Origin of the sequence: Nonomuraea muscovyensis, from assembly GCF_014207745.1 — a bacterium.
Taxonomy (GTDB): domain Bacteria; phylum Actinomycetota; class Actinomycetes; order Streptosporangiales; family Streptosporangiaceae; genus Nonomuraea; species Nonomuraea muscovyensis.
Genome location: NZ_JACHJB010000001.1, coordinates 1,136,230 through 1,148,201, shown reverse-complemented (window position 1 = coordinate 1,148,201; position 11,972 = coordinate 1,136,230). Strand labels below are relative to the sequence as shown.

10 protein-coding genes are annotated in these 11,972 nt (G+C 71.6%); 5 read left to right on the top strand and 5 right to left on the bottom strand.

Annotated elements, in window-relative coordinates:
- The first annotated feature begins 207 nt into the window (after nucleotides 1–207).
- Both rny and FHU36_RS05440 read left to right on the top strand, forming a co-directional pair.
- Nucleotides 208–1,824 carry a ribonuclease Y gene (gene rny / locus FHU36_RS05445; RefSeq protein WP_185082688.1) on the top strand — a complete coding sequence of 539 codons (1,617 nt, stop codon included), beginning with the start codon at nucleotides 208–210 and terminating at the stop codon, nucleotides 1,822–1,824.
- Nucleotides 1,825–2,095: 271 nt separating this feature from the next.
- The gene (locus FHU36_RS05440; protein WP_185082687.1) at nucleotides 2,096–2,896 is read left to right on the top strand and encodes an SDR family oxidoreductase; all 801 of its coding nucleotides are present in this window, start codon (nucleotides 2,096–2,098) and stop codon (nucleotides 2,894–2,896) included.
- A 2-nt stretch (nucleotides 2,897–2,898) separates the two neighbouring features.
- On the opposite strand, the gene FHU36_RS05435 is transcribed toward FHU36_RS05440, so the two are convergent.
- From FHU36_RS05435 to FHU36_RS05415, 5 genes are all read right to left on the bottom strand, one after another.
- A complete protein-coding gene (locus FHU36_RS05435; protein WP_246501962.1) occupies nucleotides 2,899–4,731 on the bottom strand; it encodes a S9 family peptidase in 1,833 nt (610 codons plus the stop codon).
- Between the two features lie 83 nt (nucleotides 4,732–4,814).
- The gene (locus tag FHU36_RS05430; protein ID WP_185082685.1) at nucleotides 4,815–5,687 is read right to left on the bottom strand and encodes an amino acid ABC transporter permease; all 873 of its coding nucleotides are present in this window, start codon (nucleotides 5,685–5,687) and stop codon (nucleotides 4,815–4,817) included.
- Nucleotides 5,684–6,355, bottom strand: a complete 672-nt coding sequence (locus FHU36_RS05425) for an amino acid ABC transporter permease (RefSeq protein ID WP_185082684.1) — start codon at nucleotides 6,353–6,355, stop codon at nucleotides 5,684–5,686. Before FHU36_RS05425 ends, FHU36_RS05430 begins: the two co-directional genes overlap by 4 nt.
- 61 nt (nucleotides 6,356–6,416) lie before the next feature.
- Complete coding sequence (locus tag FHU36_RS05420) at nucleotides 6,417–7,274, bottom strand: glutamate ABC transporter substrate-binding protein (protein ID WP_185082683.1); 858 nt, start codon at nucleotides 7,272–7,274, stop codon at nucleotides 6,417–6,419.
- A 28-nt stretch (nucleotides 7,275–7,302) separates the two neighbouring features.
- Complete coding sequence (locus FHU36_RS05415) at nucleotides 7,303–8,058, bottom strand: amino acid ABC transporter ATP-binding protein (protein ID WP_185082682.1); 756 nt, start codon at nucleotides 8,056–8,058, stop codon at nucleotides 7,303–7,305.
- A 136-nt stretch (nucleotides 8,059–8,194) separates the two neighbouring features.
- On the opposite strand from FHU36_RS05415, the gene miaB reads away from it, so the two are divergent.
- The 3 genes from miaB (at nucleotide 8,195) to FHU36_RS05400 (ending at nucleotide 11,969) form a co-directional block, all read left to right on the top strand.
- A complete protein-coding gene (gene miaB, locus FHU36_RS05410; protein WP_221495776.1) occupies nucleotides 8,195–9,688 on the top strand; it encodes a tRNA (N6-isopentenyl adenosine(37)-C2)-methylthiotransferase MiaB in 1,494 nt (497 codons plus the stop codon).
- An 883-nt stretch (nucleotides 9,689–10,571) separates the two neighbouring features.
- Entirely contained in the window at nucleotides 10,572–11,141 is a 570-nt protein-coding gene (locus tag FHU36_RS05405) for a hypothetical protein (protein ID WP_185082681.1), read from the top strand.
- Between the two features lie 84 nt (nucleotides 11,142–11,225).
- On the top strand, nucleotides 11,226–11,969 hold the full coding sequence (locus tag FHU36_RS05400) for an isocitrate lyase/PEP mutase family protein (protein ID WP_185082680.1): 744 nt from the start codon (nucleotides 11,226–11,228) through the stop codon (nucleotides 11,967–11,969).
- Nucleotides 11,970–11,972 lie beyond the last annotated feature (3 nt).

Genomic DNA, 11,972 nt, shown 5'->3' with positions numbered 1-11,972 from the left:
ACAACGGACGAACGAGCTTGGTCGATCGAGACAGGCCAGGTGCCGGCTGCCCAGGCCGGTGCCCGGTCAGCCTTGGCGTGCGCACGACACACGTCGTGGTGCGGTCACGGCGATGACGCCGACAGGCTTTCCGTGCTGCGCAGGTGACCCCTCCCGCAATTGACCACTGCCTTTGTGGTGTGACGAGGCGAGGAGGGCAGGGCGCACATGGGGCCGCTTGTCGTGGTGCTGTCGGTGGCGGTGCTCCTGCTCACGTTCGGGATGATCGGTGCGCTGCTGATCGTGGTGCGGCGCACGTCCGGCAGCGTTCCGCAGGCGTCCCAGCCCACCTCCGAGCAGGTGCAGGCCGTCAACGACGAACTGGAGCAGGCCCGGCAGGAGGCCGGTGAGATCCGCGGCAAGGCCAGGACGGACGCCGAGGAGATCCTGCGCAGGTCGGAGGCGGCGGCCGAGAGCGCCGTGCAGATGCGGCGCGAGGTCGAGGAGGAGAGCCGGACACTCAAGTCCGAGCTCAAGGAACTGCGCGCCGACCTCGAACGTCGTGAGGGCCGCCTGGCCGAACGCGAGCAGCGGCTCGACGAGGAGGCCCGCAGACAGGCCGAACGCGAACGCAAGCTGGCCGAGACCGAGATCGAGCTGGCCGACCGGCGGGCCGAGCTGCTGCAGGTGGAGGACGAGCGGCGGGCCATCCTCGAACGGGTCGCCGGGCTCACGGCCGAGCAGGCCAAGGCCGAGCTGGTGATGGAGATCGCGAACCAGGCCAAGCGCGAGGCCGCCCTCATCATCCGGGAGATCGAGGGCGAGGCCCGCCGGGAGGGCGAGAAGCGCGCCACCAAGATCGTGACGTTGGCGGTGCAGCGGCTGGCGGCCGAGCAGACGGCCGAGTCGGTGGTGAGCGTGCTCCACCTGCCGGGCGACGAGATGAAGGGCCGCATCATCGGCCGCGAGGGGCGCAACATCCGGGCGTTCGAGTCGACCACCGGCGTCAACCTGATCATCGACGACACCCCCGAAGCGGTGCTGCTGTCCTGCTTCGACCCGGTACGCCGGGAGACCGCCAGGCTGACCCTGGAGAAGCTCGTGCTCGACGGCCGCATCCACCCGCAGCGCATCGAGGAGGCCCACGAGCGCAGCCGGGCCGAGGTGCAGGACCTGTGCGCCCGCGCGGGCGAGGACGCCCTGGTCGAGCTGGGCATCACCGACATGCATCCCGAGCTGACCCTGCTGCTCGGCCAGCTCCGGTACCGCACCTCCTACGGGCAGAACGTCCTCAAGCACCTCATCGAGTCGGCCCACATCGCCGGGATCATGGCGGCCGAGCTCAAGCTGGACCAGCGCCTGATGAAGCGCTGCGCGCTCCTGCACGACATCGGCAAGGCGCTCACCCACGAGGTCGAGGGCAGTCACGCGCTGATCGGCGCGGAGATCGCCCGCCGGTACGGCGAGTCGGAGGACGTGGTGCACGCCATCGAGGCGCATCACAACGAGGTGGAGGTCCGCACCGTCGAGGCGGTGCTCACCCAGGCGGCCGACGCCGTCAGCGGCAGCCGTCCCGGCGCCCGGCGTGAGTCACTGGAGGCCTACGTCAAGCGGCTGGAGCGGCTGGAGCAGATCGCGCAGTCGTACGACGGCGTGGACAAGGTCTTCGCCATGCAGGCCGGGCGGGAGATCCGGGTCATGGTCAAGCCCGACGCGATCGACGACATCCAGGCCCAGGTCATCGCCCGTGATGTGGCCAAGCAGGTCGAGGAGGAGCTGACCTACCCGGGCCAGATCCGCATCACCGTGGTCCGCGAGTCCCGCGCCACCGAGTTCGCCCGCTGACGCGCCGGAATCCTCGCCGGGTTCGCCCGCCGCGCGCCGGAAGCGCCGCTGGGTTGCCCGTCGGCGCGCCGTGAGTTCCGCCGGGTGAGGTCCGCAGAAGCGCCGTGAGTTCCGCCGGGTGAGGCCCGCTGAAGCGCCGTGAGTTCCGCCGAGCCGCCCGCTGCTCCCCCCGAGTCCGCGCCACGAGAGTCGGGACGCCCCACCGTACGGGTGGAGGGTCGCTTGCGGGGCAGGAGCCCCGCAGCCGACCGTCCGTTCCGAAGGGGGAAGCATGAGCGAGGGGTACGACCGGGTCGCGATCGTCACGGGCGCCGACTCCGGCATCGGCAAGGCGAGCGCCGTGGCGCTGGCCGAGCAGGGGTTCGACGTGGGCATCACGTTCCACGAGGACAGCGACGGCGCCGAGGACACCGCCGCCGCGGTACGCGACCTGGGCAAGGCCGCCGCGCTGCGCCGCCACGACCTGACCGATCCCGAACGCGCCGCCGCGGTGGTCGACGACCTGGCCGAGGAACTGGGCGGGCTGGGCGTGCTGGTCAACAACGCGGGCACCGGCAGCGCCGAGCCGGTGCTGGACATGAGCTACGAGCGCTGGCGGGAGGTCGTCGCGGTGGACCTCGACGGGCCGTTCCTGTGCGCGCAGCGGGCCGCCCGGCGCATGATCGATTCGGGCCGGGGTGGCCGCATCGTCAACGTCACCAGCGTGCACGAGGAGTACCCGCGGGTGGGGTCCGGGTCGTACTGCGCGGCCAAGGGCGGGCTGCGGATGCTGAGCCGGGTCCTGGCGCTGGAGCTGGCGGAGTTCGGGATCACGGTCAACACCGTGGCGCCGGGGGAGATCGCCACGCCGATGACGGGGCAGGCGGACGTGCAGCCGCAGACCGGCACCCGGCCCGGCTATCCGATCGCCCGCGCCGGTGACGCCCGTGAGGTGGCGGCGGTGGTGGCGTTCCTGGCCGGTTCGGGCGCCTCGTACGTGACGGGGGCGTCGCTGTTCGTGGACGGCGGTCTCGGACTGATGGGGCCCCAGGCGGCGGGCGCGCTCAGCTCCGGCGAATGGCGCAAGGGCTAGGCTCAGGTGAAGATCTGCTGGTAGAAGGCCAGCTCGGCGGCGAGGGCGGTGGCCCGGGTCTCGGCGCGCCGGAACCCGTGCGACTCGCCCTCGAACGTCAGGTACGTGCACGGCACGCCGCGCTCCGACAGGGCGTCGGCGAAGGCGGCCGACTGCTCGGGCGGCACGATCGGATCGTCCAGCCCCTGCAGCAGCAGCATCGGGCACGACACCCCGTCGACCAGGGCGAGCGGCTCGCGGGTGGCGTAGAGGTGCGGGTCCTCCGGCCCGACGAGCCACTCCACGTAGCGTGACTCGAAGTCGTGGGTGTGGGCGTTGAGCGGCGCGAGCGCGCTGACGCCGTAGTAGGAGACGCCGCCCGCGAACGCGCCGGACCGGCAGCAGGCCGCCATCACGGTCCAGCCGCCGGCGCTGCCGCCGCGCACCGCGATGCGGGCCGGGTCGGCCAGGCCCTCGGCCGCGAGCCACTCGGCCGCCGCGATCGTGTCCTCGACGTCCACGACGCCCCACTGCCCCTTGAGGCGTTCGCGGTAGGCCCGGCCGTAGCCGCTGGAGCCGCCGTAGTCGACGCTGAGCACGCCGATGCCGCGTGAGGTGAGCAGCGCCTTGCCCAGGTCGAGCGCCACGGTCGCGTGCGAGGTGGGCCCGCCGTGCACGAAGATCACGTAAGGCGGTGGCGCCGACGGGCTCACGGCCGGGTTGGCCGGCGGGTAGAGGTGGGCGTGCACGTGGCGTCCGAACCGGCCGGACAGCTCCACCGGTCGCGGCGTGGGCAGGTAGGCGATGTCGGGCAGTTCGTCGACGTCGCGCCGCAGCCCCTCCACCCGGCCCGTCACGGTGTCGATCCGGACGACCGACCGCGGCACCGACGGGCCGTACCCCACCCCGACCAGCGTGGCGCCGTCGGCGGCCAGCGCGGGGTCCCAGCCCTCGTAGGGCACGTCGAGGCCGGTCAGCTCGCCGGAGACCGGGTCGAGCAGCCCGAGGCGCAGGTCGCCGCGCCCGTGGAGCACCGCGAGCCGCCCGTCCGGCAGCACGATGTAGGGCCGGCCGCCCAGGTGCCAGAGCGGCCCGGCGAACTCCTCCTCGGCGGGGAAGAGCGCCTGGGAGGAGGTGCCGTAGAGGCCGATCTGGTAGAGGTTCCACCAGCCGGACCAGTCGGAGATCAGATAGAGGTGGCCGTCGTCCTTCCACTGCGGTGCGAGGACCGACTCGGCCGTGCCGCCCTTGACCGTCCACGACGCGCCGTCGGCGAGGCGGGTGACGCGCAGCTCGGTGCCGTTCCACGGCATGCGCGGATGGCTCCAGCAGACGTAGGCGAGGTGTCGCCCGTCGGGCGAGAGCGTGGGAGAGGCGTAGAAGTCGGAGCCGGTGGCGTGCTCGCGCGGCTCGCCGCCGTCGAGCGGGATGGAGACGACGGAGCGTGACACCTTGCCGTCGTCGTGGTGGTGCTCGCGCACGCACCACACGTGGCCGTCGCGGACGAGCAGGTCGGCGTAGCGGGAGCCGTCGTCGGGGGTGAGCGGGCCGGGCGCCGCGTCGCCCAGCAGGTAGAGGCGCTGGTCGGCGAGGTTGGCGAAGACGACCTCCCCGGCGGGGGTCACCGTGTAGGGGCGCCCGCCGTACTCGTGGACGCGGGTGCGGGCGCTCCACGGGGCGGCCAGCAGCTCGCCGCGGGTGCCGTCGGCGGCGCGGCGCATGATCGTGGTGCGGCCGCCTTCCTCGGGCCGGTCCTCCGTCCACCACACCTGGCCGTCGAGCGCGGTGGGCCAGCCCAGGCGGAGGCCGGAACGGGCGACGTCGGTCGTGGAGATGGGGGACGGCCAGAAGGACATAGTCGAATCCTGCCGGAAGATCGGCATGAGCGGAGGGCGGTCACCCAGAGTCGGGTGACCGCCCTCCGTGCCGAGCTGTCAGGTCAGGCGCCGCCGGCCGGTCCTTCGACGGCGGAGACCGCCACCGGCTTGGCCGTCGTCCTGCGGCTGCGGCGGCTGCGCTTCTCCAGCCACGTGGCGAACGCGCTGAGCGCCATGGCCATCGCGATGTAGATGACGCCGATGACGACCGCCGCGGTCAGCTTCGTGCCCGGGTACGCCGACGGCAGGGTCTTGAAGCCCATGTTGAGCAGGTCGGTGTACACGATGAAGTAGCCGAGCGCGGTGTCCTTGAGCAGCACCACGAGCTGGCTGACCACGGCCGGCATCATCGCGGTGATCCCCTGCGGCAGCAGGATGAGCCGCATCACGCCGCCCTTGCGCAGGCCGATCGCGTAACCGGCCTCCGACTGGCCCTTCGGGATCGACAGGATGCCCGCCCGCACCACCTCGGCCAGCACCGAGCCGTTGTAGAGCGTCAGCGCCAGCACGATCGCGAACAGCGCGTAGTCGCCGCCGCCGAGCACGTTGGGCGCCAGGAACCAGATGAAGAAGATGAGCAGCAGCAGCGGGATGGCCCGGAACAGCTCCACGATCACCCCGGCGGGCATCCTGATCCACCGGTGGTCCGACAGCCGCGCGATGCCGAAGACCGCGCCGAACACCAGAGCGAACACCGCGCCCAGCGCGGCGGCCGCGAGGGTGCCCATCAGGCCGGGGATGAGGTAGCCCTGCCACACCTCGGCGGTGAGGAACGGCTCCCAGATCTCCCAGTTGAACTGCCCCTTCTCGTCGAGCTTGAGCACCGTCCAGACGAGGACGGCCAGCAGCGCGAGCCCGGAGACGGCGGTGAGCAGGTTGTTGCGCAGCCGCCCGCGCCGGCCCGGCGCGTCGAACAGGACGTTCACCGCGCTCATCGCGCCACCGCCAATCTCCTCGACAGCCACCCGGTGTACCAGCCGATGGGCAGGACCACCACCAGGAAGGCGAGCACGATGCCGATGAAGATCGGGATCGACACGCCGGTGGTGTCGAAGGTCTCCCTCATCACGGCGGCCACGTCCACGGTGTAGCCGGCCGCGGCCACCACCGTGGTGTTCTTGATCATCGCGATCAGCACGCTGCCGAGCGGCGCGATGACGGCCCGGAACGCCTGCGGGAAGATGATCAGCCGGACCGACTGGAAGAACGTCAGCCCGATCGCCCGCGCCGCCTCGGCCTGCCCCATCGGCACCGTGTTGACGCCCGAGCGCAGCGCCTCGCACACGAACGCCGAGGTGTAGGCCGACATGCCCAGCACCGCCAGCCAGAACGAGTTGTACAGCGGCACCTCGGTCGAGAAGATCAGCCCCAGCGTGTCACTGAGCCCGAGGTAGCAGAAGGCCAGCACCAGCGTCAGCGGCGTGTTGCGCAGCACGTTGACGTACGTCGTGCCCGCCGCGCGCAGCACCGGCGTGGGGGAGACCCGCATGGCCGCCAGGATCGTGCCCACGACCAGCGAGAAGAACCCGATGAGGACCGAGAGCAGCAGGTTCTTCAGGAAGCCGGAGAACAGCTCCGGCCCGTACTGGATTAGTTCGTCCATTGTGCTCCACCAGTGAGAACGGCGGCGGCGGCCGGATCACCGGCCGCCGCACTCGTGAGGATCAGGCGCAACCCTCGGCCGGTGGTGCGGACGTGGGGAACTCCATCCCCGTCTTGCCATACCACTTCTCGAGCAGCTGCTTGGCGGTGCCGTCCTGCCACATCTTCGTGATGGCGGCGTTGACCGCCTCGCAGGTGGCCTTGTCGCCCTTCTTCAGGCCCACGCCGTACTTTTCGTCGGTGAACGGGTCGTTGAGGAGCTTGTACTTGCCCGGCTCCTGCGCGGAGAAGCCGGCCAGGATCAGGTTGTCCGTGGTCACGGCGTCGAGGTTGCCGCCGCTGAGCTTCTGCACGCACTCGGAGTAGTTGCTCGCGCCGACCAGCTTGGCGGGCAGGCCCAGCTTGCCGTCCGGCGGCGGGTCGGTGATCCGCTTGTAGGAGTTGGAGCCCTGCGCCTGGCAGATCCTCTTGTCCTTGAGGTCGGTCGCCTTGGCGATGCCGGCGGCGTCCGCGCGCACCATCGTGTCCTGGTGGGCGATGATGTACGGCCCGCCGAAGGTCACCTTGGGCTTGCGCGCCTCGGTGATGGAGTAGGTGGCGAAGATGATGTCCACGGTGCCGTTCTGGAGCAGTGCCTCGCGGTTGGACGAGGGCGCCTCCTTCCAGGTGATCTTCACGTCCTGGCCACCGGCGAGCTCCTTGACGACGTACTTGGCGACGTCGACGTCGAAGCCCTCGGGGTCGGCGGTGCCCTTCTTGAGACCGATGCTGGGCTGGTCCCACTTGGTGCCGACAGTGATCTCCTTGGCGCCCTTGACCTTCTCCAGCGCGTTGGTGTAGCTGTCGCCGCCTCCACAGGCGGCCAGGCCTGCCGCCATGGCCGCCATGGCGAACACGGCCCCCGTTCGGCGTATCTGCATGGTGCTTACCTCAATCTTCCTGCGGGCTTCAGTGGGTGAGGATCTTCGAAAGGAAATCCTTCGCCCGGTCGGTCTGGGCGTTGGTGAAGAACTCGTCGGGGGTGTTCTCCTCGACGACCTGGCCTTCTGCCATGAAGACCACCCGGTTGGCGGCTCTCCTGGCGAACCCCATCTCGTGCGTGACCACCATCATCGTCATCCCGTCACGAGCGAGCCCGATCATCACGTCGAGCACCTCCTGGACCATCTCGGGGTCCAGCGCCGACGTCGGCTCGTCGAACAGGATCATCTTCGGGTCCATGGCCAGCGCCCTGGCGATCGCGACACGCTGCTGCTGACCGCCTGACAGCTGCGCGGGGTACTTGTCCGCCTGTGCGGCGATCCCCACCCGCTCCAGCAGCTCCATGGCTCGCTTGTCCGCGGCGTCACGACCCTGGCCGCGCACCTTGACCGGCCCCAGCGTGACGTTCTCCCTGATCGTCTTGTGCGCGAACAGGTTGAACGACTGGAACACCATGCCGACCTCGGAGCGGAGCCGCGCCAGCGCCTTGCCCTCCTCCGGCAACGGCTGACCATCGAAGATGATCTTGCCGTCGTCGATGGTCTCCAGCCGGTTGATCGTCCGGCACAGCGTCGACTTGCCGCCGCCCGACGGGCCGATCACGACCAGCACCTCGCCACGGGAGACGGTCAGATTGATGTCCTTCAGGACGTGCAGCGCCCCGAAGTATTTGTTGACGTGCTCCAGCTGAACCAGCGGAGCGGCGTCCCCGTTGTCCGTCATGCGTCAAAACCTAGGGGGCGTTAGGGCGCTGGTCACTAACCGAGCGGTACCGATCCGATCACATCCGGCCGTCAAGCTGGTGTTTCACCACTGTAAGGCCGAGCCGCGCCGGGCAACGACTACCCTGGAACGTGCGATGACTGTGACCCAGGAGAGCCCCCGCACGTATGAGGTGCGCACGTACGGGTGCCAGATGAACGTGCACGACTCCGAGCGGCTGTCCGGCCTGCTGGAGGACGCCGGCTACGTCCGCGCGGCCGACGGCGAGAACGCCGACGTGGTCGTGTTCAACACGTGCGCCGTGCGGGAGAACGCCGACAACCGCCTCTACGGCAACCTCGGCCACCTGCGTCCCGCAAAGGCGGGCAACCCGCGCATGCAGATCGCCGTGGGCGGCTGCCTGGCGCAAAAGGACCAGGGCGAGATCGTCCGCCGGGCGCCGTGGGTGGACGTCGTGTTCGGCACCCACAACATCGGCGCGCTGCCGGTGCTGCTGGAGCGGGCCCGCGTGCAGGGCGAGGCCCAGGTGGAGCTGAAGGAGTCGCTGGAGGTCTTCCCCTCCACACTGCCCACCAAGCGCGAGTCGGCCTACGCCGCGTGGGTGGCCATCTCGGTCGGCTGCAACAACACCTGCACCTTCTGCATCGTGCCGTCGCTGCGCGGCAAGGAGAAGGACCGCCGCCCCGGCGACGTCCTGGCCGAGGTGCGGGCCATGGTCGACCAGGGCGTCCTCGAGGTCACCCTGCTCGGCCAGAACGTCAACACCTACGGCGTCGAGTTCGGCGACCGACTGGCGTTCGGCAAGCTGCTGCGCGCCTGCGGCTCGGTCGAGGGGCTGGAGCGGGTGCGCTTCACCTCGCCGCACCCGGCGGCCTTCACCGACGACGTGATCGCCGCCATGGCCGAGACGCCCAACGTCATGCACCAGCTCCACATGCCGCTGCAGTCGGGCTCCGACCGGGTGCTCAAGGCGATGCGCCGCTCCTACCGGGCCGAGCGCTATCTCGGCATCATCGAGCGGGTCCGCGCCGCCATGCCCGACGCGGCCATCTCCACCGACATCATCGTCGGCTTCCCCGGTGAGACCGAGGAGGACTTCCAGGCCACGCTCGACGTCGTCCGGCAGAGCCGCTTCGCCAACGCCTTCACCTTCCAGTACTCCATCCGCCCGGGCACGCCCGCGGCCACCATGGACGACCAGGTGCCCAAGGAGGTCGTCCAGGAGCGCTACGAGCGCCTGGTCGCGCTGCAGGAGGAGATCTCCTGGGCGGAGAACAAGAGGCAGGTCGGCCGCACGCTGGAGGTGCTGGTCGCCGAGGGCGAGGGCCGCAAGGACGACGCCACCCGGCGCCTGTCGGGCCGCGCCCCGGACAACCGGCTCGTGCACTTCGCGGTGGGCGACGAGCGGCCGCGGCCCGGCGACATGGTGACGGTCGAGGTCACGTACGCGGCGCCGCACCACCTGGTGGCCGACGGGGCGCTGCGCGGGCTGCGCCGCACCCGGGCGGGCGACGCCTGGGAGGCGCGGCAGGGGGCTCCGTCGGCCGGCAAGGGCGTGCTGCTCGGCATGCCCGCGATCGGCCGCCCGGCTCCCGAGCCCGCTCCGGCGGCGGGGGGCTGCCCGGCCTGACGGTCGGTCACCGTCCCAGCAGGCGTTCGCAGTACTGGCGGCGCAGGTCGTGGAAGGTGGCGCACGGGTTCGCGCCGACGTGGGCGGGCGGCCCGGCGCGCCTCTCCGACAGGACGTCGCCGGGAGGCGGGGTCAGCGACGGGCGTGCGCCCGCGGGGTGACCTGAGCCGCTCCGTCGCCCGGGATCGCCTCGGCGCGCGGCTTCGGCGGCCCTGGTGTCGGACCGGTCGGGTTCGGCCTGGGCGGTGGCCGTGTTCCTCGGGGCGGTGCTCGCGCGCCCTCGGCCGGTGCCCGCCCGTGGGGCTGTGGCCGCCGGCCGCGGGCCCGGTTGCTCGGGCCGCGCATCCTGCCCACGGTGCCCCGGCATGCCGGTGGCCGGGTGCCGTCCCACCCGGCCCTCTGTGATGCCGTTCGGCCGGCCCCCGTCCACACCCTCGGGGATGCGCGGCGGGGCAACGCGCTGCCGCCAGCCGGACCGCCCTCCCGACGGCCCGTCCACCGGCTCTTCGGCCACCCGGTCGGGCGGTTCCCCGGACGACAGCTCACCTGGACCGGCCGGCAGCGTGCCGGGCGGCGGCGACGGCAGGTCCGAGCGATGGGTAAGTCGGCTTACCTGATCGAATGCCGGTGCCTTTTCCCGCTCCGGCCTCGGGGTTCCGGCGAACGCCAGAAAAACGCCGGCCCCGGCGATCATGAGGACGCCGGTTACGCCCGCCAGGGGAGCCAGCCGGTCCCACCGACCTGGGCAGATGGACCTAAGGGGGGACAAGTCGTGATTCCTTTGTGATAGGTGCGCGAGCATTCCGCTGTTGCGGCTAGTGTGGTCCATCACCCGCGGAAGCCGGCGAGCTTTCCCGATACGACCGCAGGGAGCTGTCACACCATGCAAGATCCGACCGAGCCGGATCGCCAGGAGATCCTCACCGGGCCGGGCGAGGAGTCCCGCGCCCCCCGGAAGCGAAGGCAGGCAGGCAACAGGACCGTCCTCATCGCCGCCTCGGCGCTCGTGGGCCTGCTCGCGGCCGGAGGCATCGGCTTCTCGCTCGCGGGCGGAGACCCCGCGCAGCCGGACCGGCCCACCCAGAGCCAGAGCCCCGGCACCGCCGAGGGCCCCGGCGAGGACCTGGGCGACGACGGCGATGCCACCATGGGCGACGTCACGACCGAGGAGCCCGGCGACGGCACCCGCGCCGAGGGCGGCGGCGAGGACGACACCGCGTCCGTCGGCGACGAGACGGGCGGCGTGGCCGACGACGGCGGCACGGACGACACCTCCACCGGCGCCGCCGGCAGCGACAGCAAGGGCACGTCCGAGTCCAAGAACACGAACGTCAACAAGGACAGGCAGCCCACCACGGCCCCCGCCGAGGACCCCGCCGGCACCACCGCGGACGGCGCGGCCGACGGCCCCTCCGGCGAGGTCGCCGGCCAGTGCGCCAAGAGCGGCTGCTGAGTGCACGGCGTCCGCAAGTGGCTCAGCGGTTCGACGGCCGACTGGACCTGTGGACCGGGCCACTTCCTGCCTAGGGTCGTCCGCATGACGACTGACAGCGCCGCCCGCCTGCGCGCCCTGCACGTGCCGGGCGCCCCCGTGATCCTGCCGAACGTCTGGGACGCCGCCTCGGCCCGCGCCGTGGTGGCGGCCGGGTTCCCGGTGGTCGCCACGGGGAGCGCGGCGGTCGCCAGGGTCCTCGGCCACGACGACGGGGAGGCGACCCCGGTCGCCGAGATGATGGCCGCGATCTCCCGCATCGCCCGCTCCGTCGACGTCCCGGTCACGGCCGACGTGGAACGGGGTTACGGGCTGGACCCCGCCGAGCTGGCCGGCCGGCTGCGCGAGGCGGGGGCCGTCGGCTGCAACCTGGAGGACTCCGACCCGCGCACCGGCGAGCTGGTTGCCCCCGGTGAACAGGCCGGCTTCCTGGCGGCCGTCCGCGAGGCCGCCGGCCCCGACCTGGTGATCAACGCGCGGATCGACACCTACATCCAGGGCGGCGGCACCCGGGAGGCGGCCGTGGACCGGGCCCGCCGCTACCTGGACGCGGGAGCCGACTGCGTCTACCCCATCGGGCTCGGCGACGAGAAGGAGATCGAACGCCTCGTCGCGGAGGTGGCGGCGCCGGTGAACATCCTGTTCCGGCCCGGCGTCCCGTCCCTGGCCAGGCTCGCCGAGCTGGGCGTGGCCAGGGTGAGCTTCGGCCACGGCCTGCACCAGGCCGCGTACGAGCACGCCCGCACCCTGATCCAGGCCATCGCCGAGGGACGCGACCCCTACCGGTAGGCG

Bases quoted from the DNA above. Each gene is read 5' to 3' on its own strand.
- rny (WP_185082688.1), top strand. From the start codon at position 208: ATGGGGCCGCTTGTCGTGGTGCTGTCGGTGGCGGTGCTCCTGCTCACG.
- FHU36_RS05425 (WP_185082684.1), bottom strand. From the start codon at position 6,355: ATGGACGAACTAATCCAGTACGGGCCGGAGCTGTTCTCCGGCTTCCTG.
- FHU36_RS05435 (WP_246501962.1), bottom strand. From the start codon at position 4,731: ATGTCCTTCTGGCCGTCCCCCATCTCCACGACCGACGTCGCCCGTTCC.
- FHU36_RS05440 (WP_185082687.1), top strand. From the start codon at position 2,096: ATGAGCGAGGGGTACGACCGGGTCGCGATCGTCACGGGCGCCGACTCC.
- FHU36_RS05420 (WP_185082683.1), bottom strand. From the start codon at position 7,274: ATGCAGATACGCCGAACGGGGGCCGTGTTCGCCATGGCGGCCATGGCG.
- FHU36_RS05430 (WP_185082685.1), bottom strand. From the start codon at position 5,687: ATGAGCGCGGTGAACGTCCTGTTCGACGCGCCGGGCCGGCGCGGGCGG.
- FHU36_RS05405 (WP_185082681.1), top strand. From the start codon at position 10,572: ATGCAAGATCCGACCGAGCCGGATCGCCAGGAGATCCTCACCGGGCCG.
- FHU36_RS05415 (WP_185082682.1), bottom strand. From the start codon at position 8,058: ATGACGGACAACGGGGACGCCGCTCCGCTGGTTCAGCTGGAGCACGTC.
- FHU36_RS05400 (WP_185082680.1), top strand. From the start codon at position 11,226: ATGACGACTGACAGCGCCGCCCGCCTGCGCGCCCTGCACGTGCCGGGC.
- miaB (WP_221495776.1), top strand. From the start codon at position 8,195: ATGACTGTGACCCAGGAGAGCCCCCGCACGTATGAGGTGCGCACGTAC.